Source organism: Nonomuraea rosea (assembly GCF_039539705.1).
GTDB lineage: Bacteria > Actinomycetota > Actinomycetes > Streptosporangiales > Streptosporangiaceae > Nonomuraea > Nonomuraea rosea.
On the sequence record NZ_BAABDQ010000016.1, the window covers coordinates 13,397 to 32,204 of the forward strand.

Below are 18,808 nucleotides of genomic sequence, written 5' to 3' on the forward strand. Positions count from 1 at the left end.
GCCAGGCCCTCGCGTCATCGTTCGAAGGAGAGCTCATGAAGCCCCGGCCGACGTCAGCGACCTCGGAGCCGGGCCAGGAGTCCGAGCAGGGCACGCAGTGGGTGACGTTCGCCGTCGTCTACCTGGGCGGGATCGTCGCGGCGATGAGCTTCGGCAAGTTCGCCTCGGTCGGGCCGGAGGTGGCGGGCCAGCTCGGGCTGTCGCTGTCGCAGCTGGGCTGGATCATCTCAGCGGTCGTCGGCGTGGCGGCCGTCGCCGGGCTGCCGGCGGGCTACGTGATCCGCCGTCTGGGCACGGAGAGATCGCTGGTCGCCGGGCTGGCCGTGATCGCGGCGGCGAGCGGGGCGAGTGTGGCGGCGGGCGACTTCGGCTGGCTGCTGACCGTCCGGGTCGTCGAAGGCGTCGGATATCTCCTGGTCATCATCGCCTGCCCGGCGCTGGTCCTCCGTCTCGCGCACGAACGCGACCGCGGCCTGGCCCTGTCGATCTGGGCCACCTTCGTCCCGGTGGGTCTCGGGGCGAGCACGCTGGTGGGCGGCGTGGCCGGCGCCGCTCTGGGCTGGCGCGGCTGGATCGGGCTGGTCGCCGGCCTGACGTTCGTGATGGCGCTGGTCCTCTGGGCGCGCCTGCCGCTCGGCCCGGCCCGGCGGGCGGCGGCCGGGGCGGTCCCGCGCGCGCGGGCGCTCACGTGGCCGGCGTTGCTCTCCGCGTCCTTCTGCCTGGTCGTCCTCGTGACGCTGCCGGTGGTCGTGCTGCTGCCGACGCTCCTCATCGAGCAGCACGGGCGCTCGGCCGCCGCCGCCGGCGCCATGACCTCGGTGATCTCGCTGCTCAGCGCGCTCGGCGGGCTCGCCGTGGGCCTGCTGCTCCGCCGTGGCGCCGGGCTCGGCGTCCTGGCTCTGTCGGGGCTGCTCGCCGTACCGGCTGCCTGGCTGTTGTACGGCGGCGACGGTTCGGAGGCCTCCTCACTGGCCGGGGCGGGGATCATCTCCATCGAGAACGGTTTCCTGGGCGCCCTCGTCTTCGCCGCCCTCCCCCTGGTGCTGGAGCGCCTCGACCAGGCCGACGTCGGCAACGGCGTGGTCGCGCAGATGGGCAGCCTCGGGGCCCTGCTCGGCCCACCGCTGTTCGGCCTGGTGGCCGGCGGGCCCGATCTCCAGGCCCTCGTGCTCATCATCGCGGTGGGCATGCTCACCGCCGTCGGCCTGTTACTCCTGGTCAGCCGCCGAGCCGCCCTCCCCCGGCACACGGGCTGACCGCGTGCGGCTGATCACGGACTGGTTCTGGCGGCTGGATGAGCGTGCGGGCGGCGGTGCCAGGCCGGATGCCAGGCGACGCTTCTCCGCGGCCCATCCCGTACGCCTCGGGCTCATCGCCGGCGCTGCCACCGGCGGGCTCTTCGGCGTCGCGACGCTGATCGCCGGCGTGACCGGATGGGTGTCCGCGTTCACCCTGCCCGTCTGGCTCTTCTGCCTCTCCGTCGCGGTCTTCGCCGGAGCAGGCATGACGGGGATCGGCTTTTTGGAGCGCCGGCGGCAACGGCGCTACGGGTGGTTCACACCTTGACGAGCATCTTTCCCGTGTTGCCGCCGCCGAGCATGCTCAGGAAGGCGTCGACCATGCCGGTCAGGCCCTCGACGACCGTCTCGTCCGCGATGACCCGGCCCGCCCTCAGGTGCGGGATCAGGAGCTCCTCCAGTTCGGGCTGCAGATGCCGGTGATCGCGGACGAGGAAGCCCTCCAGCCGGATCTGCTTCCCGACGATGTCGTACAGGTTGCGGGGCGCGGGCGGCGCGACCGCGGTGTTGTACTGACCGACCGCGCCGCACCAGGCGATCCGCCCGCGCTCACGCATGACGCCGATGGCGGCCTCCAGGTGATCGCCGCCCACGTTGTCGAGATACACGTCGATCCCGTCCGGCGCGGCGGCCGCCAGTTGCCCGGCCAGATCGCCGGCCCTGTAGTCGATCGCCGTGTCGAACCCCAGCTCAGCGGTCAGATGCTTGGCCTTCGCGGCCGAGCCGGTGCTGCCGATGATCCGCCCGGCCCCGAGCAACCGGGCGATCTGGCCGGCCGCGCTGCCCACCCCGCCCGCCGCCGCCGAGATGAACACCGTCTCCCCGGGACGCAGCCCCGCGATGCGCGTGAGCCCCACGTAGGCCGACAGCCCCGTCCCGCCCAGCACGCTCAGGTACGCGGTGAGTGGCACCCCGGGCGTCTCGGGCAGCACCCGGACGTCCTCCGGCGCGACCAGCGCGTGGCTTCGCCACCCCTGACGGTGGAAGACCAGGTCACCGGCGGTGAGCCGGGGATCACGCGAGTCGGCGACCCGGCCGAGCGACCGCCCTTCCATGGGGACGCCCAGGTCGCCGACGTCCATCCGCTCCCGCATGTACGGATCGACCGAGAGATAGAGGTTCTCCACCAGCGCCTCGCCGGGACCCGGCACCGGGGTGGGAACGTCAAGGTAAGCGAACTGCTCAGCGGCCGGCCGCCCCTGGGGCCGGGCCACTTGCTGCACGACGATGGCCATGGCGGGCAGTCAACTGCGCGACGAGGCACGACCGGTAGTGATTTAGCGTATGACTTAATGATTACCTACCGGCTGTCCGTCGACGACCTGGCTCATGTGCGTTTCGCCTGTTCACCGCTGCTGGAGACCGTCACCAGCCTGTGGGCGCTGCGCCGGCCGGAGCGGCACGCCGTACATCTGCCCTGGGTACGCCGGACGCGTGCGGCGCTGGCCACCGCCGCCGCGGCGGACATCGCGGTGCTCGACGGCCTGCTCAGCCCCGGACGCGACTGGCTGCCGGACTTCCTTACCCCGCGCCCGGACACACCGCTGCCGGACGTCGCCGACGAGTTCGACCGCCTGCGCCGTACCCCGCAGGACCGTGCCCTGGCCGATTTCCGCGCGGTCTACGGCCCGCACCCGCTGCCCGGGACGATTGACCCCGTGGCCATCGCCGGGGTCCTGGAGCGGTACTGGACGCTCGCGATCTCGCCGCACTGGCGGCGGATGCGGGCCGTGCTGGAGGCCGACATGCTGCACCGGGCGCAGCGCATCGCCCAGGGCGGCGCCACCTCGGTGTTGCGCGACCTCGACCATCGGGTCACGTTCGCCGACGGCGAGCTGCGCCTGTACGCCGGCCACTCGCTGAGCTATGACGTGGCCGTCGCGGGTCGCGGCCTGTGGCTGGTGCCCGCGCTGTTCGTGCCGCAGACCATCGCTCCCGTGGGGCCGGACGAGCCGCCCACCGTCGTCTACCGCTGCCGGGGCATCGGCACGCTGTGGGAGCTGCCCGCGGCCCGGCCGCCGGAGGCCCTCGCCGAGCTGATCGGAGCGACTCGTGCGCGCCTGCTGGCGACCCTGGACGAGCCGATGTCGACCACCGAGCTCGCCCGCCGGCACGGCGTCACGCCCAGCGCCGTCTCCCAGCATCTCGCCGTGCTGCGGCGGGCCGGCCTGCTGTCGCGGGCCAGGGTCGGACATCTGGTGCTCTATGCCCGTACGGAGCTGGCCGACCAGTTGATGATCCAGGTCTGAGCTGAGCGTCAGGCGCCCTGCGGACGTGCCTGCGCGCACGTCCGCAGGTGCTCCGAGCGATCAGATGTAGCAGCAACGACTGGTGTTCTGCCACGGCCCCAGACCGGCCGCCCGGCAGACGGTTCTGAACTGCTTCCTGACCTTGTAATCCATCATTCCGGGGTTACAGGCGTAGGGGCCGCAGCGATATTGGGTGGAGCACTCGTCCGCTGCGGCGCGGTGCTCTGAAAGGACCAGCGCGAGAAGTCGCTCGCCGAGATTTCCGATGGACTGCATCATTTTGTTTGCTTCCTTACTGTCGCTGATTCGATTGCTGGCGCAGAAACCTTTTGCCGGGCTCGTTCTCCGTCCTGCTGGGAGCCAATTTCCGAATGGTGATGGCGTGGATATCGGCGATGGCGAAGTAACCGTGGTCGCGAGAGTCGAAGCTGGCGCCGGTGTTGTCGCCGATCAGGATGAGTCGTCCGCCGGGCACCCGGGCGTCGGGGACGACCGGCCGCACGGATGGGGGGACCTCATCGCCGGGCAGCGCGACGATGCGCTTGATGAGGAACGGGCCACCCATCGGCAACGGGCTGAGCACCACGGCGATATGACCGTTCCTCAGGGCAGAGGGGGCCATTCGCCGGGCCAGCAGCCGGTCGCCGTCGGTCAGCGCGGGCGCCATGCTGAAGCCGTCCACGCGGATGATCGAGTACGCCCGGCGCAGCCGTACGATCAGCGCGATGAGAGCGGCGACGGCGCACCCGGTGGCGAGGACGATCGGGGCGCTCACCGCCCGGCTGCCTTCGCGGGCCGGATCACGCTGCCTCCCCGTGCCGGTCTGCGAACAGATCGGCGATGTCGTCGAAGACGATCAACAGGGTGGCTCCCACGAGACCGGCGACCGCCGCGATCGCCAGCCCGGCGGCCGTGAGATCGCCGGGGACCGCCAGGCTCGCCCCGCCCAGCACGACCACCGCCAGCAGCAGGCTGTTGCGTACCAGGTGCGACGGGCCCAGCGGGACCTCCGAAGCGCCGAAACAACGGCACGAGATCCGCGTCCCCCGCCGGATGGAAAGGGTGATCCACGCCGAGAAACAGACCAGCAGAGCGCCGCTGACGGCCAGCCCCAGCGCTGGGAGCAGCATCGCGACGGGGACGACGGCCTCCGCGGCGGCCACCGCCACGGCCACCGGCCGCCGGAACCGTGCGGGCACCATCACCAGAGAGGACGAGAAGACCCGCAGCGCCGCGCCGCCCCGCAGCTTCGTGAAAGCGGACACGGCGAACACCGCGGCGAGCAAGATCTGGCAGGCCACCAGCACTAGAGCCATGCTGAAGATGCTGCTGCCCAGAGTTAGCGCCGCACTAGCGCAGCACTAGCGCCGCCCCGACCGCTCCGCAGGTGCGGAGCCGCTCTGACCGCTTTCACACGCGCGGCGCGCAGACGTACGGGTGGATCGGGTCCACGCACCGATACCTGCTGCACACCATGGCCATCTACACCAATCGCGCCTCGTCTGCCGGCGTGCGGCCGTGGCTCAAGGACGCCTCGAAGGCGGCCTTCAACGCGGCCGGCCCCATGGTCTTCCACGACAACTGACCTCTTACGAACCGGTCGGGCTGTGCTAACGTCACTCTCAGCAGTAAGTCAGTCAGCTAACTAACTCGGGAGAACGACATGATCGTGGTGACTGGAGCGACCGGCAACGTCGGGCGTTCGCTCGTACAGGTGCTCGCCCATGACGGGGTGCCGGTGACGGCGACGTCGCGCGGGATCTCGGCGACGGACGTGCCGGCGGGGGTCGGGCACCGGCAGGCCGACCTGGCCGACCCGGAGAGCCTGCGGCCGGTCCTGGACGGGGCCGAGGCGCTGTTCCTGCAGAGCGGGGGCGCCGCCGCGCACGCGCTCAACCCGTACGACATCCTCGACGTCGCCAAGGCGGGCGGCGTCCGGCGGGTGGTCCTGCTGTCGTCGCAGGGCGTGACGACCCGGGCGCAGTCGGCCTCGCACGGGGTCGTCATGCGCTCCATCGAGGACGCGGTCCGGCAGTCGGGCCTGGAGTGGACGATCCTGCGGCCGGGCGGGTTCGACTCCAACACCTACGCCTGGGCCGAGCCGGTCCGTACGGCGCGGACCGTCGCCGCTCCGTTCGGGGACGTCGGCCTGCCGGCCATCGACCCGGACGACATCGCCGAGGTCGCGGCGGCGGCGCTGCGCGAGGACGGCCACGCGGGACGGATCTACGAGCTGACCGGACCCGCGCTCGTCACGCCCAGGGAGCAGGCCGCGGCGATCGGCGACGCGCTCGGCGAGCCCGTCCGGTTCGTCGAGCAGACCCGCGACGAGGCCCGCGCGCAGCTGGTGCGGTTCATGCCCGAGGACGTGGCCGAGACCACTCTGGCCATCCTCGGCGAGCCGAATGCGGCCGAGCAGCGCGTCAGCCCCGACGTCGAACGCGTCCTCGGCCGCGCCCCCCGCACCTACGCCGCCTGGGCCCGGCGCAACGCCGCGGCCTTCCGCTGAACCCACGCCACCGGATCAGAACGACGCGCCGCCGGCGGTCGATGCGTCCCGGCCGGGTCAGTCGTGGAGCAGGTCGAGGATGTGCGGCCAGGCGGCGGCTCCGAACTCGGCGCCGGCGCCGCCCCCGTGGCGGAAGTGCGGCGATGCGGGCGCGGGCCCTTCGGCGGCACCGCACTCTACTAAGGCGCCTGCCACCAAGGATCCGGAGGGGTTCAGGACCAGGCGATCTCGCCGTGCCGGGCGACGAAGCGCCCGGAGCCCGCGCCGGGCTGCTCGGTCGCCAGGCCGACGATCGCGTCCGTGCCCTCCGTGACGGTCTGCGGGCCGCTGAAGCCGTTGAGGTCGGTCGCCGTGTAGCCGGGGTCGGCGGCGTTGACGCGGATGTCCGGCAGCGCCTTGGCGTATTGGGTGGTCAGCATCGTGAGCGCCGCCTTCGAAGCGGTGTAGAGCGGCGCGACCACCCTGGACTCGGGCCGCGACGGGTCGTGGGTGTAGGCGAGCGAGCCCATTCCGCTGCTGACATTGACGATCACCGGGTGTGATGATCGGCGCAGCAGCGGCAGGAACGCGGTGGTCGTCCGGACCACGCCGGCGAGGTTGACGTCGAGAACCCCGAGGACGTCGGCGCCGGTCAGGGCGCTGGGGTCACCGACGGGACCGTGCACGCCGGCGTTGTTGATCAGAACGTCGATCGAGCCCTCGTGCTCGGCGACATTCGCGGCCGCGGCGGCGACGGAGGCGTCGTCGGTCACGTCAATGGGCACGAACCGGGCGCCGAGCGCGGCCGCGGCCTCCGCTCCCCGCTCGGAGTCGCGGGCTCCGACCAGCACGGTGTGACCCAGTTCGATGAGACGGCGGGCGGCCTCGCGGCCGAGCCCCTTGTTCGCTCCGGTGATGAAGGTGATCGTCATCCGGCCATTGTTCGTCCGCCCAGGTCACCGGGGCCAGGGACGCCTCAACGGTAGGAGTGGCAGTACCACCATCGGCAGCCGCGGATTTGGGAAAATGGACATTATGAGGTCAGAGGCTGGATTGGGCGCGATGATCCGTACGTGGCGGGATCGGCTGCCCCCCTCAGCCGTGGCGCTGCCGGTGGGCCGGGCCCGCCGCGCGGTCGGGCTGCGCCGTGAGGAGCTCGCCGAGCTCGCCGGCGTGTCGGTCGACTATGTCGTACGCCTGGAGCAGGGACGGGCCACGACCCCGTCGGCACAGGTGGTCGCGGCCCTCGCGCGCGCCCTGCAGCTGACCACCGCCGAACGGGACCACCTCTACCGGCTGGCCCGGCTCGTACCGCCGGAGGACGGCGCCATCTCCGACGACATCCCGCCCGGCGTCCACCGGGTGCTCAGCCGGCTCGGAGACGTCGCCGTCGCCGTGTTCGCGGCGGACTGGCGGCTGATCTGGTGGAACCGCTGCTGGGCGGCGCTGCTGGGCGACCCCTCGTCGTCGCCGCCGCAGCTGCGCAATTTCGCCCGTGACAGATTCCCGGTCGGTACGGGCCCCGCCCACCTCGCGCAGTGGCCCATGACCGAATCGGACAGTGCTGCCACAGATGCCGCCGTCGTGTCCGACCTGCGCCGCGCCACCGGCCGCTTCCCTCAGGACGCGCGTCTGGCGGCGCTGATCCGCGAGCTGAGCACGGGCAACCGGCGGTTCGCCGAGCTGTGGGCGGCCGGCACGGTGGCCGCACACCGTGAGGACCACAAAACGATCGAGCACCCCTCCGTGGGACCGGTCACGGTGAACTGCGACGCGCTGACCGACGGCGACTCCGAGCGCAAGATCGTGATCATGACTCCCGAGCCCGGCAGCGCGGACGAGACCAAGCTGCGGCTCGCCGTGATCGCCGGCCCGCCGGTCACGAGCCGCGCGCTCAGGAGCTCGTGAGGATGACGAGCTGCTGGGTCGCCCTGGTCATCGCGACATAGCGGTCGACCGCCCCTTCGATGCCCTGGCCGAACGCCTCCGGGTCCACGAGGACGACCAGGTCGAACTCGAGCCCCTTCGACAGCTCGGGAGTCAGCGACCGTACCCGGGACGTCGCCTCGAACGTGGGATCGCCGATGACACAGGCGATGCCGTCCTCATGCGCGGCGAGCCAGGTGTCGAGGATCGAGCCCAGGTCCGCGGCGGATCCGTGGACGACGGGGACCTCGCTCTTGCGGATGGAGGTCGGCACGTTGGCGTCGGGGAGCACGGCCCGGATGACCGGCTCGGCTTCCGCCATGATCTCTTCCGGCGTCCGGTAGTTGACGGTGAGGGAGGCCAGCTTGACCCGGTCGAGCCCGATCCGCTCCAGCCGTTCCTGCCACGACTCCCTGAACCCGTGCCTGGCCTGGGCACGATCCCCGACGATGGTGAAGCTGCTGGACGGGCACCGGAGCAGCAGCATCTGCCACTCCGCGTCGGTCAGCTCCTGGGCCTCGTCCACGACGATGTGCGCGAACGGGCCTGCGAGCTGGTCCGGCTCGATGACGGGCCATGCGGTCTCGTCGACCAGGGCGTTCCGGAGGTCCCGCCCGTGGAGCATCATGATCACGCCCTCCCCGTCGTCATCGGCATCCAGCAGGTTGTCGACGACCCCGGACACGCGCTCGCGTTCGGCGGCGACGACCGCGTTGTGGCGGCGCTTACGGCGTGCCGCCTCCGGGTCGCCGAGCCGCTGCCGTGCCGCGTCCAGGAGCGGCAGGTCGGACACCGTCCACGCTGCGGCGTCCGCGCGCTGCAACCGCCGGATCTCGTCGGTGCTCAGCCACGGGGCGCATTTGCGCAGGTAAGCGGGCACCGACCAGAGGTCTCCGACAAGGTCGGCCGCCTCGATCAGCGGCCACGCGCGGTTGAAGGTCGTGAGCAGCTCCCTGTTGCGCAGCAGCGACCTGCGGAGCAGGTCGACCGAGATGTCGTCCTCGGCCAGCTTGTCCGCCAGGATCCTGACCAGCTCTTCCCAGATCTGGTCGCGTGCGTCGTTGTGCGGTGTCCCGGGCTCCGGTGCTTCGAACGCCTCGGCCCAATCCTCGACGCTCAGCCAGACGTCGGACCAGTGGGTGGTGACCGTCATTCCCTTGGTGGGCGCGTTCTCGTAGAACGTGACGGCCGGCTCGATCGCCTTCACCAGGTCTGCGGACGACTTCAGGCGGGCCACCTCCGGGTCGGTCTCGATCGCCGCTCCGGCTCCCTCGGTGACGAGGTCCCGCAGGGTGCAGGTCTGCACGCCCTCCTCTCCGAGGCTGGGGAGGACGTCGGCGACGTAGGCCAGGTAGGGCTGGTGCGGGCCGATGAACAGCACGCCGCCCCGGTGGTGACCGAGGCGCGGGTCGGAGTAGAGGAGGTAGGCGGAGCGGTGCAGCGCGACGACGGTCTTGCCCGTGCCCGGACCGCCGTCGACGACGAGGGCGCCACGGGATCCCGCGCGGATGATGGCGTCCTGGTCGGCCTGGATGGTGCCGAGCACGTCTCGCATCCGTGCCGACCGGTTGCTGCCCAGGCTGGCGATGAAGGCGGACTGGTCGTCGAGCGCGGCGTGCCCGACGAGCCCGTCCGAGGTGAACACCTCGTCCCAGTAGTCGCTGATCCGGCCGCGGGTCCAGCGGAACCTGCGGCGGCTCGCCAGGCCCATCGGGTTGGCGTGGGTGGCTCCGAAGAACGGCTCAGCCGCGGGCGAACGCCAGTCGAGCAGCAGCCGGCGGCCCTCGCTGTCGGTGAGGCCGAGCCGCCCGACGTACACGGGCTCGGGGCTGTCTTCGCCGATCATGTGGCCGAGGCACAGGTCCAGGCCGAAGCGGCGCAGCGCGCGCAGGCGAGCGGTCAGGCGGTGGACCTCCAGGTCCCGGTCCATCGCCTGCCGGCCTTTGCCGCCGGGCGCCTTGCGTGCCGCGGCGAGGCGGTCGGACAGGTCGGCGATCGAGTGCTCAAGACTCTCCGCGATGGCCGCGAAGTGCTGCTCATCACCGGCGATCAGCGCCGGGTCGGCCTTGGCGGCCAGGCGACCGGGAAGGTCGAATGCGCTGGTGGTCAGTGGGTTCACGTCTTCCGTTCCAATCTGAGGTCTGTGGCGATCATCGCAGCCCTGGCACGTCGATCCCGCGTGGTTCACGCGGGGCTGAGCGCCCTTTCCCGGCTGATCGCGCGCCGGCCGGCCGGACCGCCCTTCGCCTCAACCGTCAGGACACTACCCGTTCCGTCGGTCCTGAGCGGGTTGCGGCTTGGCCCTGCCGCCACTGCTCCACGACCTGATGGAAGGCCTCGGTCACGAGGAGAAGGAGTGCGGCGGAGGACTCGAAGCGGGCGCCCGCCGGGGTCGCCGCCCCGAGAATCTCGGCTCCGCGCTGTGACGCGGTCGCCAGGGCGTCGTTCATCTGCAGAGCGGCGAGGATGGACCGGAGCCAGATCTCGTCGTCGATGACATAGCGTTCGCGCCGCGCGCCGGGCACCCGTTCGCGCTTGAGCATTCCCTGCTGTTCGAGGAAGGCCACGGCGTGCGAGATCGACGCCGCGCTGACGCGGAGCCGCTGGACCAGGTCGGCGGCGGTGAGGGTGCCGGAGTCGGTGATGTACAGGCAGGCCAGCACCCTGGCCTCCATCCGGGGCAGCCCCTGCTGAACGAGGAGAGCGGTGTAGGACTCCGTGAAGTCCCGCACCGCTTGGGGGTCACGCCCGTGGCCGGTGTCGGGGATCGGCGGCGCCGGAGGCTGAGCCTGCTTCTGCCGGCGCGCACGATGCCGGGTGGCCTCGTCTGCCCGGTCCGCCCCGTAATCGTCGGGTCCGCCGTTCCGGGTGACCTCCCGCATGACGGTCGAGGCGGGCCGCCCCAGACGCCGGCCGATCTCCGCGTATCCGAGTCCCTCGGCCAGCCACGCGGCGATGTGCTGCCGATCCTGGCCGGTCAGTCTGCCTCCAGGCATCGGTGCTCGTCTCCTGTCTGTCGCATGCGCACAGCTGGGCGTCCCCGCACAGTATGCATTCGCCCGCAGTCCATTGCAAAGCCCATTCTGATCATCCATTGCGTTTAACGTCAGTGTCATTGCAAAGGCAGGCGCTATAAGCCCCACCTTGCAGGCAGTATGTTCACTTAGAGACTGTTGACGAATTTCTGAACGCAATGTACTGTCGCAGACGTTCAAAGATTCCCGAACGTTTGAGCATGGAGATTGATGATGGAAACCAGTAACAGCGGCTTCTCCGCAGCGGGCCTGCGCAGGCTGCGCGAAGTGCTGACGCGCTACGTCGCCTCGGGGAAGATTCCCGGGCTGGTCGCCCTGGCCAGCAGGGGCGGCCACACCCACGTCGAGGCGCTGGGGACGATGCAGCACGACGGCGGCGCCCCGATCCGCCGCGACACGATCTTCCGCATGGCCTCCACCAGCAAGCCGGTGTCGATCGCGGCGGCGATGGTGCTGCTGGACGAGTGCCGGATGCGGCTGGACGACGTGGTGGACCCGTGGCTGCCCGAGCTGGCCGACCGGCGGGTGCTGACCCGGATCGACGGGCCGCTGGACGACACCGTGCCGGCACGCCGCCCGATCACCGTCCGCGACGTCCTGACCTCCACCTTCGGGCTCGGCATGGACATGACGGCACTGGGCACCCCGATCCTCAACGCCGTCTTCGAACGCGGCCTCACTCCCAACCTGCCCGAGCCGATGCCCGGCCCCGACGAGTGGATGCGCCGCCTGGGCGAGCTGCCGCTGATGCACCAGCCCGGCGAGCACTGGCAGTACCAGCTCAGCAGCGACCTGGTCGGCGTGCTCGTCTCCCGCATCAGCGGCCAGTCGTTCGAGGACTTCCTGCGCGAGCGCATCTTCGGCCCGCTCGGCATGAAGGACACCGCCTTCCACGTCCCCGACGACCAGATCGACCGGCTGCCGACCCTCTACGCCCCCGACCCGGCCACCGGCGAGTTCCACGTCTGGGACGAGGCCAAGGGCGGACGCTGGAACCTGCCCCCCACCTTCCAGGGCGGCGGCGGCGGACTCGTCTCCACCGCCGACGACTACAACGCCTACTTCCGGATGCTGCTCAACGGCGGCACCCACAACGGCAAGCGCATCCTGTCCAAGCCCGCCGTCGAGCTGATGACCACCAACCGCCTCTCCCCCGAGCAGAACGCCGCCCGCAACGCCCTGGCCACCAACAACGTCCACATCTCCTTCGGCCAGGGCCAGCACGGCGGCTGGGGCATGGGCATGGCCGTACGCACCTACCGCGGCGACTACGCCCCCCTCGGCCAGTTCGGCTGGGACGGCGGCAGCGGCAGCTCCACCTACGCCGACCCGGCCAACCAGCTCACCGGCATTCTGCTCACCCAGGTCGGCATGACCGTCCCCGACCCGGCACAGGTGATCCACGACTTCTGGACCACCCTCTACCAGGCCATCGACGACTGACACCGCACGGGCACCAGCAGGACCGCGCCGACAGACCCCAAGGAGCACATCACCATGTCCGTCACCCTGACCGACCAGGACCATCTCACCCTGCGCACCGCCGCCTACGGCGCCGTCACGCTGCTGTCCGCCGCCGCCGGCTCGCCCCACAAGGTCGCCACCGAGGGCTCCATCGCCCTGGCCTCCGCCACCGGCCTGGTCGGGCACGTGCTCGGCGACAAGTCCACGGGCGTGAAGCTGACGGGCAAGACCGTGGCCGAACTCGCCGACCAGGTGCTGCCGGCCCTGACGGCCGCCATGAGCCTGCTCAAGGAGCAGGACCCGGCAGAGGCCGGCAACTTCCGCGGCACCGTCCTGATCGCCGTCGAAGCAGGCACTGGGGCCCAGAAGGGCGAGCCCAGCCCCACCATGGCCGAGATGACCCGCAAGATCACCGAAGCCCTCGACGCCGCTTGAGCGGTACAGATCGCCGGTTAGCCCTCTCATTTGCGATGAGTAAGCTAGAAGCAGCTTGCAGTTGAGTGTGAGCCCGTTCGCTGGCGGGCACGCGAGGAGCAGGTGTGCCGAAAGGCGAGGAGGGTGCCGGTGCAGCCCACATCAACCGATCTTCCGGCGATGGCTCTGTCGGGCGAGGTACGCGTACCCGCCTGGCTGAGCGTCGCGGCACTCCGCTCGATGCCGCAGCGGGAGATGACGGTGAGTTTCGAGTGCCGCACCTCCGGGCCACGGCGCCACTACTTCACCGGACCGCTGCTCATCGACGTGCTCCAGGCCGCGCAGCCGCTGTTCGACCCGGGTGAGCGCAAAGATCGGCTGCGCTTCCTCATCGCGGTGCGGGGCAGGGACGGCCACCGCGCGGTGCTGTCCTGGGGCGAGATCGACCCCGAGTTCGGCAACACCGCGGCGCTGCTGGCCGTCAGCATGGACTGCCGGGCGCTCGACGAGCAGGGGCCCCACCTGGTGATGCCCGGCGACCGCTGCGGAGCACGGCACATCAGCCAGGTCACCGACCTCGGAGTGCACGCCGGCGACCGGTTATGGGGCTAGCCCGCACGAGCACGGTCATGACCGGCGTTCATGCGGGGTAGGCGTGGGTCTCGGTGGCCTTGACCGAGGCCCAGATCTGCTGGCCGGGGGTCAGGTCGAGGTCGGCGACGGCGGCGGGGGTGATGTCGGCGAAGGCGCTGATGGGGCCGTCGAGGTGGACGCGGACGTTGTCGCCGTGGCGTTCGATGCCGTCGATGCGGGCCTGCCAGAGGTTGCGCGGGCTGCCGTCGGGGCGGGTCCGGTAGAGCGCGACGGCGGCGGGCGGGAAGGCGACGAACGCGGCCCCGTCGAGCCGTTCGGAGGTGTGCAGCAGCACCTCGCCGACCTTCACCCGGGTCTCGTCCGCCACCCCCCGATACAGGTTGAGCCCGACGAGCCGGGCCACATAGTCGGTACGCGGGCGGCGGGCGACCTCAGCCGGCGGACCCTGCTGGACGATGGCGCCGTTCTCGATGACGATCAGCCGGTCGGCCAGCACCATGGCATCGAGGGGGTCGTGGGTGACCAGCACGGTGGCGCCGTCGAAGTCGGCCAGGTGGCGGCGCAGCTGGGAGCGGACCTCCAGCCGGGTGTGCGCGTCGAGCGCGGCCAGCGGCTCGTCCAGCAGCAACAGCTCGGGCTGCACCGCCAGCGCGCGGGCGAGCGCGACCCGCTGGGCCTGGCCGCCGGACAGTTGGCGCGGCTTGGCGGCGGCGCGATCGGCCAGCCCGACCCGCTCCAGCAGGGCGGCGGCGGCGCTGCGGGCCTCGGCCTTCGAGACGCCCTGGCAGCGCGGGCCGAAGGCGACGTTGTCCAGCGCGCTCAGGTGCGGGAAGAGCAGGTAGTCCTGGAAGACCATGCCGATCGGGCGGCTCTCGGCGGCCAGGGTGTGCAGCGGCCTGCCGCGCAGCGTGATCTGCCCGCCGGACATGGGGGTGAGCCCGGCCAGGGCGCGCAGCGCGGTGGTCTTGCCCGCGCCGTTGGGACCGAGCAACGCGACCACCTCGCCCGGCTGCACGTCGAGCGTGATGTCGAGGGTGAAGGCCGGCCGGGTGACCACCAGCCGGGCGTCGAGGGTCATGGCGCGCTCACCCACCGGTCACGCAAGCTGGCCAGGACGACGACCGACACGGCCAGCAGGACCAGGCTGAGCACGATGGCCGCCTCCGGCTCGGTCTCCAGCGCCAAGTAGACGGCCAGCGGCATCGTCCGCGTCGTACCGGGGAAATTGCCGGCGAACGTGATCGTCGCCCCGAACTCCCCCAGCGCCCGCGCCCAGCACAGCACGCCCCCCGCCACCACGCCCGGCATGACCATCGGCAGCGTCACCCGCCGGAACACCGTCCAGCGCGAGGCCCCGAGCGTGGCGGCGGCCTCCTCGAAACGCCGGTCCGCGCCGCGCAGCGCGCCCTCCACGCTGATCACCAGGAACGGCATCGCGACGAACGCCTCGGCGATGATCACCCCCGCCGTGGTGAACGGCAAGGTGATCCCGAACGTGGCCTCCAGCCACTGCCCGACGAGACCGCGCCGGCCCAGCACCAGCAGCAGCGCCACGCCGCCGACCACCGGGGGCAGCACCAGCGGCACGGTCACCAGGGCCCGCACCAGGCGCCGGCCCGGGAACTCCACCCGGGCCAGCAGCCAGGCCAGCGGCACGCCGAGCACCAGGCACAGGGCGGTGGCGATGGTCGCGCACACGAGCGACAGCCGCAGTGCCTCCAGCACGTGCGGCTCGGCCAGCCGCTCCAGCAGCGTGGACCAGGGCGCACGGATCAGCAGGCCGGCCAGCGGCAGCACCAGGAACACCAGCCCGGCCACCGCGGGCACGACCAGCATCCACGGCAGCCGCCCGGTGACCTCGCGGCCCGTGGCCGGACGTGCGGCGGGCCCGCCGGGGGGACCCGCCGCGTCGAGCTGTTCGGAGGCGGAAGGGCTCATCCGGATCAGGGAGCCTCGAAGCCGGCCTTGGTCAGCACGTCCTTGCCCTGCTGCGACAGCACCAGGTCCACGAACTGCTTGGCCGCGTCACCGGCGGGCGCCTTGGCCAGGGTGGCGATCGGGTAGTCGTTGATCGCCTGGTCCGCCTCCGGGAAGGCGATCCCGGTCACCTTGCCCGCCGAGGCGATCACGTCGGTCTTGTAGACCAGCGCCGCGTCCACCTCGCCCAGCTCCACCTTGGTCAGCGTGGCCTTCACGTCCTGCTCCAGCGTGACCGGCGTGACCTTCAGCCCGGCCGCGTCCAGCGCCTTGACCGCCGCCGCTCCGCACGGCACCTGCTCGGCGCACAGCGCCACCTTCACCTTGGCGTCGGTCAGGTCCTTCAGCTCATCCACCTTGGCCGGGTTGTCGGCAGGCACGGCGATCTGCAGCTTGTTGCGCACGAACGTGGCCGGCGAGCCGGCCAGCGACGCGTCGGTGACCGTCTTCATCGTGGCCGGGCTGGCCGCCGCGAACACGTCCGCCGGAGCCCCCTGGACGATCTGCTGCGCCAAGGTCGCGCTGGAGCCGAAGTTGAACTTCACCGTCGTACCCGGATGCGCGGCCTCGAAGGCCTTGCCGAGCTCGGTGAACGTCCCGGTCAGCGACGCCGCCGCGAACACCGTCACCTCCTTGGCCCCGCCGGCCGGAGCCGACGCCGAGCCGGACGTCGTGGACGCGGCCGGCTCACCGGAGCCGCAACCGGACAGGCCCGCCAGCGCGAGCGCGACGGGCAGAGCGATCGCCCATCGGGAAAGACGCCTGAACACCAAGGGGGCTCCTCACAAGTGACTGGCCACGCGTTCGTGACCGGGGATCTCCACGACGACGTTGGTGGACTTGATCACGGCGTCCGCCACCACTCCCGCCTCCAGGCCCAGCTCATCAGCGGCCTGGCGGCTCATCAGCGACACCACCCGGAACGGCCCTGCGGCGATCTCCACCTGCGCCATCACCGCATCGCGGATCACCTCGGTGACGATCCCGCGAAAACGGTTACGCGCCGAGGAACGGCCGCCGCTGTCGTTCTCCTCGATCTGCGAGCGGGCGAAGGCGGCCAGATCGGCGCCGTTCACCCGCCGGTGGCCATGCTCGTCGCGCTCGGCTCCCAGCCGGCCTGAGTCCACCCATCGGCGGACGGTGTCGGAGCTGACCCCGAGCAGCACCGCGGCCTCGCTGATCCGAAACGTCGTCACAACCACTCACCATACCTTCCGCACATTCCAGCCTGAATACCTGTCTTCCGCCGCAGCAGCGGCATGATCTACCGTTCTGCCATCGCATCCACGAGATCGGAGAGCACAGCTTCAGGCGCCTCGCCCCTGGATCGTCACGCCCTCGTTCACCATCGTCGCCCATGACGGCAAGCAGCTGGACGAGGAGGGGCCGCGCCTGGTCGTACCCGGCCGCTACGTCAGCGGCGTGGTGCGCCTGGACGTCGGCGACCCCGCCTGAACGCTCGTCTGGCGGGTGCTCCCGGCCTGCGGGAGGTCGACGGTGACGTCGAGGCCGCCGCCGGTCCTGGCGGCGACCGTGATCCGTCCCCGGTGCGCGAGGGTGACCGCGCGCACGATCGACAGCCCCAGTCCCAGGCCGTCGGTACGGACGCGGGCCCCCTGCCCGTGCACGAACGGTTCCAGCAGCGTCTCCGCCTCCCCGGGCGGGATCTGGCGGCCGGTGTTGGAGATCCGCAGGACGCTGCGCCCGCCCGCGATGCCCGTGTCCACGGCCAGGTGCCCGCCCGCCCGGTTGTAGCGGACCGCGTTGTCGACCAGGTTGCCGATCATGCGTTCCAGCAGGACCGGTTCGCCGTTGACCGGCGCCGGCCGGAGCCCGGGTCGTACCGTGATGCCGGCGGCTGCCGCGCGCGCCCCGGCGGCATCGAGGGCGGCCGCCGCGATGGCGGCCAGGTCGGCCGGCTCACGGGCGGCGAGCCCGGCCTGGCTGCGGGCCAGCAGCAGCAGGCCGTCCAGGACGCGCTGCATGTGCTCGACGGCGCCGCCCACGTCGCCGGCCATCGCGAGCAGCTCGGCCCGGCTGGGGGTTCCGTCCAGGGTGACGTCGATCGCGGTGCGCACGGTGGTCAGCGGGGTGCGCAGCTCGTGGGCGGCGTTGGCGGTGAACAGCCGCTGGCTGTGCAGGATCCGGTCGCGCTCGGCGACGCCGCGCTGGATGCGGTCGAGCATCCCGTTGACCGTGCCCGCCAGCGCGGACAGCTCGTCGGCGGGGGTGGTGACCGGGACCCGTTCCGTCAGGTTCTCGGCGGACAGGCGGCGGGCGGTGGCGGAGATCACACGGATCGGCCGCAGCACCCGGCCGGCCACCAGCCAGCTCAGTACGGCGGCCAGGGCGGTCACCACGACGAGCGCCAGACCGGCCTGGGGCAGCAGCGCGGACAGGGTGTCGGCCCGCACCTGGTGGACGAGAGCGAGCACCGGCTCGGGCGTGCCCTGCGGGCCGGGGCCGGTCGGGTCCAGCTGGGTGAAGATCTCGCGGCGGCGCATCAGCAGGTAGGTCAGGCCGGTCAGCGCGGCCCCGGCGGCCAGCACCAGAGCGGTCTGCAGCGACGCCAGCCGGGCCCGGGCCGTCAGCCGCACGGCTCGACCCGGCAACCGGGACGTCAGCTTCACGGGCCGATCCGGTAGCCGGCGCCGATGACGGTCTCGATCACCGTCGGGTCGCCGAGCTTGCGGCGCAGCGTGCCGACCGTGATCCGGACCGCGTTGGTGAACGGGTCCGCGTGCTCGTCCCACACCTTCTCCAGCAGCGTCTCCGCGCTGACCACGTCCCCGCAGGCGGCGAGCAGCTGCTCCAGCACGCCGAACTCCTTGGGCGTCAGCCGCAGCAGCCGCCCGTCCCGCTCGGCGCTGCGCCGGGCCGGATCCAGCGCCACGCCGCCGGCGCGCAGCACCGGCGGGCGGGCCGGCGCGCTGCGCCGTACCAGCGCGTGCACCCGCGCGACCAGCTCGGAGAACGCGAACGGCTTGCCCAGATAGTCGTCCGCGCCCAGCATCAGCCCGCCGACCCGGTCCTCCACCGCGACGGACGCGGTCAGCATCAGCACCCGCGACGCACCCCGCTGCACGAGCCGCCGGCACACCGCGTCGCCGTACACGACCGGCAGGTCCCGGTCCAGGACCACCACCTCGTACGGCGTGACCTCGCACTTGTCGAGCGCACTCTGACCGTCGAGGGCGACGTCCACGGTGAAACCGTGCTTGCGCAGCCCAGCCTCGATGTACCCGGCGAGAGGCTGCTCGTCCTCGACCAAGAGCACTCTCATCCGGGAAGTATCGCAATGCCCGCATATGGAACGCGTATGGGTCGCCGATCTGCCGCCGATCGGCGCCGGCCGGTAGATGT

22 protein-coding genes are annotated in these 18,808 nt (G+C 71.6%); 9 read left to right on the plus strand and 13 right to left on the minus strand.

The window, feature by feature from the left end; genetic code table 11:
- The first annotated feature begins 35 nt into the window (after positions 1 to 35).
- Both ABEA43_RS32050 and ABEA43_RS32055 read left to right on the plus strand, forming a co-directional pair.
- A complete protein-coding gene (locus ABEA43_RS32050) occupies positions 36 to 1,256 on the plus strand; it encodes an MFS transporter (RefSeq protein WP_345567689.1) in 1,221 nt (406 codons plus the stop codon).
- Between the two features lie 4 nt (positions 1,257 to 1,260).
- Positions 1,261 to 1,566, plus strand: a complete 306-nt coding sequence (locus ABEA43_RS32055) for a hypothetical protein (RefSeq protein WP_345567692.1) — start codon at positions 1,261 to 1,263, stop codon at positions 1,564 to 1,566.
- On the opposite strand, the gene ABEA43_RS32060 is transcribed toward ABEA43_RS32055, so the two are convergent.
- On the minus strand, positions 1,556 to 2,533 hold the full coding sequence (locus tag ABEA43_RS32060) for an NADP-dependent oxidoreductase (RefSeq protein ID WP_345567695.1): 978 nt from the start codon (positions 2,531 to 2,533) through the stop codon (positions 1,556 to 1,558). The two genes, ABEA43_RS32055 and ABEA43_RS32060, sit on opposite strands and share 11 nt — an antisense overlap.
- A 57-nt stretch (positions 2,534 to 2,590) precedes the next feature.
- Here ABEA43_RS32060 and ABEA43_RS32065 point away from each other — a divergent pair, with 57 nt between their 5' ends.
- A complete protein-coding gene (locus tag ABEA43_RS32065) occupies positions 2,591 to 3,547 on the plus strand; it encodes an ArsR/SmtB family transcription factor (protein ID WP_345567697.1) in 957 nt (318 codons plus the stop codon).
- A 60-nt stretch (positions 3,548 to 3,607) separates the two neighbouring features.
- Here ABEA43_RS32065 and ABEA43_RS32070 read toward each other — a convergent pair whose 3' ends face one another.
- From ABEA43_RS32070 to ABEA43_RS32080, 3 genes are read right to left on the minus strand one after another with little or no spacing between them, the layout of a single operon-like run.
- Positions 3,608 to 3,826 (minus strand): hypothetical protein, encoded by a 219-nt coding sequence (locus ABEA43_RS32070; protein ID WP_345567699.1) that lies wholly within the window; start codon positions 3,824 to 3,826, stop codon positions 3,608 to 3,610.
- 13 nt (positions 3,827 to 3,839) lie between these two features.
- Positions 3,840 to 4,322 (minus strand): S26 family signal peptidase, encoded by a 483-nt coding sequence (locus tag ABEA43_RS32075; RefSeq protein WP_345567700.1) that lies wholly within the window; start codon positions 4,320 to 4,322, stop codon positions 3,840 to 3,842.
- A 25-nt stretch (positions 4,323 to 4,347) separates the two neighbouring features.
- Positions 4,348 to 4,863, minus strand: a complete 516-nt coding sequence (locus tag ABEA43_RS32080; protein WP_345567701.1) for a MauE/DoxX family redox-associated membrane protein — start codon at positions 4,861 to 4,863, stop codon at positions 4,348 to 4,350.
- Between the two features lie 71 nt (positions 4,864 to 4,934).
- Here ABEA43_RS32080 and ABEA43_RS32085 point away from each other — a divergent pair, with 71 nt between their 5' ends.
- Positions 4,935 to 5,132, plus strand: a complete 198-nt coding sequence (locus ABEA43_RS32085) for a hypothetical protein (RefSeq protein WP_345567702.1) — start codon at positions 4,935 to 4,937, stop codon at positions 5,130 to 5,132.
- A 78-nt stretch (positions 5,133 to 5,210) separates the two neighbouring features.
- Complete coding sequence (locus tag ABEA43_RS32090; RefSeq protein WP_345567704.1) at positions 5,211 to 6,056, plus strand: NAD(P)H-binding protein; 846 nt, start codon at positions 5,211 to 5,213, stop codon at positions 6,054 to 6,056.
- Between the two features lie 212 nt (positions 6,057 to 6,268).
- Here the strand turns inward: ABEA43_RS32090 and ABEA43_RS32095 are convergent, their stop codons facing one another.
- Complete coding sequence (locus tag ABEA43_RS32095) at positions 6,269 to 6,967, minus strand: SDR family NAD(P)-dependent oxidoreductase (RefSeq protein ID WP_345567706.1); 699 nt, start codon at positions 6,965 to 6,967, stop codon at positions 6,269 to 6,271.
- 103 nt (positions 6,968 to 7,070) lie between these two features.
- Here ABEA43_RS32095 and ABEA43_RS32100 point away from each other — a divergent pair, with 103 nt between their 5' ends.
- On the plus strand, positions 7,071 to 7,943 hold the full coding sequence (locus tag ABEA43_RS32100) for a helix-turn-helix transcriptional regulator (RefSeq protein ID WP_345567707.1): 873 nt from the start codon (positions 7,071 to 7,073) through the stop codon (positions 7,941 to 7,943).
- On the opposite strand, the gene helR is transcribed toward ABEA43_RS32100, so the two are convergent.
- On the minus strand, positions 7,930 to 10,080 hold the full coding sequence (gene helR, locus ABEA43_RS32105) for an RNA polymerase recycling motor ATPase HelR (RefSeq protein WP_345567709.1): 2,151 nt from the start codon (positions 10,078 to 10,080) through the stop codon (positions 7,930 to 7,932). The genes ABEA43_RS32100 and helR overlap by 14 nt on opposite strands.
- A 136-nt stretch (positions 10,081 to 10,216) precedes the next feature.
- Positions 10,217 to 10,957, minus strand: coding sequence for a GbsR/MarR family transcriptional regulator (locus ABEA43_RS32110; RefSeq protein WP_345567711.1), 741 nt, complete (start codon positions 10,955 to 10,957; stop codon positions 10,217 to 10,219).
- A gap of 249 nt (positions 10,958 to 11,206) precedes the next feature.
- Here ABEA43_RS32110 and ABEA43_RS32115 point away from each other — a divergent pair, with 249 nt between their 5' ends.
- The 3 genes from ABEA43_RS32115 to ABEA43_RS32125 all read left to right on the plus strand — a co-directional run bounded on the left by ABEA43_RS32115 (position 11,207) and on the right by ABEA43_RS32125 (position 13,486).
- Positions 11,207 to 12,439, plus strand: coding sequence for a serine hydrolase domain-containing protein (locus tag ABEA43_RS32115; RefSeq protein WP_345567713.1), 1,233 nt, complete (start codon positions 11,207 to 11,209; stop codon positions 12,437 to 12,439).
- Between the two features lie 54 nt (positions 12,440 to 12,493).
- Positions 12,494 to 12,895, plus strand: coding sequence for a hypothetical protein (locus ABEA43_RS32120; RefSeq protein WP_345567715.1), 402 nt, complete (start codon positions 12,494 to 12,496; stop codon positions 12,893 to 12,895).
- A 129-nt stretch (positions 12,896 to 13,024) separates the two neighbouring features.
- Positions 13,025 to 13,486, plus strand: coding sequence for a molybdopterin-binding protein (locus ABEA43_RS32125; protein WP_345567717.1), 462 nt, complete (start codon positions 13,025 to 13,027; stop codon positions 13,484 to 13,486).
- Between the two features lie 28 nt (positions 13,487 to 13,514).
- On the opposite strand, the gene ABEA43_RS32130 is transcribed toward ABEA43_RS32125, so the two are convergent.
- The 6 genes from ABEA43_RS32130 to ABEA43_RS32155 form a co-directional block, all read right to left on the minus strand.
- Complete coding sequence (locus ABEA43_RS32130) at positions 13,515 to 14,546, minus strand: ABC transporter ATP-binding protein (RefSeq protein WP_345567718.1); 1,032 nt, start codon at positions 14,544 to 14,546, stop codon at positions 13,515 to 13,517.
- Positions 14,543 to 15,406, minus strand: a complete 864-nt coding sequence (locus ABEA43_RS32135; RefSeq protein WP_425570388.1) for an ABC transporter permease — start codon at positions 15,404 to 15,406, stop codon at positions 14,543 to 14,545. The genes ABEA43_RS32130 and ABEA43_RS32135 overlap by 4 nt, the downstream gene beginning before the upstream one ends.
- Positions 15,407 to 15,411: 5 nt before the next feature.
- Positions 15,412 to 16,218, minus strand: a complete 807-nt coding sequence (gene modA, locus ABEA43_RS32140) for a molybdate ABC transporter substrate-binding protein (RefSeq protein ID WP_425570389.1) — start codon at positions 16,216 to 16,218, stop codon at positions 15,412 to 15,414.
- Positions 16,219 to 16,227: 9 nt separating this feature from the next.
- Complete coding sequence (locus tag ABEA43_RS32145; protein WP_345567722.1) at positions 16,228 to 16,641, minus strand: TOBE domain-containing protein; 414 nt, start codon at positions 16,639 to 16,641, stop codon at positions 16,228 to 16,230.
- Between the two features lie 213 nt (positions 16,642 to 16,854).
- Positions 16,855 to 18,075, minus strand: a complete 1,221-nt coding sequence (locus tag ABEA43_RS32150) for a sensor histidine kinase (RefSeq protein ID WP_345567724.1) — start codon at positions 18,073 to 18,075, stop codon at positions 16,855 to 16,857.
- Positions 18,072 to 18,728: a response regulator transcription factor gene (locus tag ABEA43_RS32155; protein ID WP_345567726.1), complete on the minus strand. Its 657-nt coding sequence runs from the start codon at positions 18,726 to 18,728 to the stop codon at positions 18,072 to 18,074. Before ABEA43_RS32155 ends, ABEA43_RS32150 begins: the two co-directional genes overlap by 4 nt.
- Positions 18,729 to 18,808: the final 80 nt, after the last annotated feature.

What these genes read in the sequence shown, in the direction of transcription:
- ABEA43_RS32095 (WP_345567706.1), bottom strand. Translation starts at nt 6,967, where the DNA reads ATGACGATCACCTTCATCACCGGAGCGAACAAGGGGCTCGGCCGCGAG.
- ABEA43_RS32130 (WP_345567718.1), bottom strand. Translation starts at nt 14,546, where the DNA reads ATGACCCTCGACGCCCGGCTGGTGGTCACCCGGCCGGCCTTCACCCTC.
- ABEA43_RS32100 (WP_345567707.1), top strand. Translation starts at nt 7,071, where the DNA reads ATGAGGTCAGAGGCTGGATTGGGCGCGATGATCCGTACGTGGCGGGAT.
- ABEA43_RS32155 (WP_345567726.1), bottom strand. Translation starts at nt 18,728, where the DNA reads ATGAGAGTGCTCTTGGTCGAGGACGAGCAGCCTCTCGCCGGGTACATC.
- ABEA43_RS32050 (WP_345567689.1), top strand. Translation starts at nt 36, where the DNA reads ATGAAGCCCCGGCCGACGTCAGCGACCTCGGAGCCGGGCCAGGAGTCC.
- ABEA43_RS32115 (WP_345567713.1), top strand. Translation starts at nt 11,207, where the DNA reads ATGATGGAAACCAGTAACAGCGGCTTCTCCGCAGCGGGCCTGCGCAGG.
- ABEA43_RS32060 (WP_345567695.1), bottom strand. Translation starts at nt 2,533, where the DNA reads ATGGCCATCGTCGTGCAGCAAGTGGCCCGGCCCCAGGGGCGGCCGGCC.
- ABEA43_RS32070 (WP_345567699.1), bottom strand. Translation starts at nt 3,826, where the DNA reads ATGATGCAGTCCATCGGAAATCTCGGCGAGCGACTTCTCGCGCTGGTC.
- ABEA43_RS32110 (WP_345567711.1), bottom strand. Translation starts at nt 10,957, where the DNA reads ATGCCTGGAGGCAGACTGACCGGCCAGGATCGGCAGCACATCGCCGCG.
- ABEA43_RS32090 (WP_345567704.1), top strand. Translation starts at nt 5,211, where the DNA reads ATGATCGTGGTGACTGGAGCGACCGGCAACGTCGGGCGTTCGCTCGTA.
- ABEA43_RS32080 (WP_345567701.1), bottom strand. Translation starts at nt 4,863, where the DNA reads ATGGCTCTAGTGCTGGTGGCCTGCCAGATCTTGCTCGCCGCGGTGTTC.
- ABEA43_RS32120 (WP_345567715.1), top strand. Translation starts at nt 12,494, where the DNA reads ATGTCCGTCACCCTGACCGACCAGGACCATCTCACCCTGCGCACCGCC.
- ABEA43_RS32065 (WP_345567697.1), top strand. Translation starts at nt 2,591, where the DNA reads ATGATTACCTACCGGCTGTCCGTCGACGACCTGGCTCATGTGCGTTTC.
- ABEA43_RS32135 (WP_425570388.1), bottom strand. Translation starts at nt 15,406, where the DNA reads ATGAGCCCTTCCGCCTCCGAACAGCTCGACGCGGCGGGTCCCCCCGGC.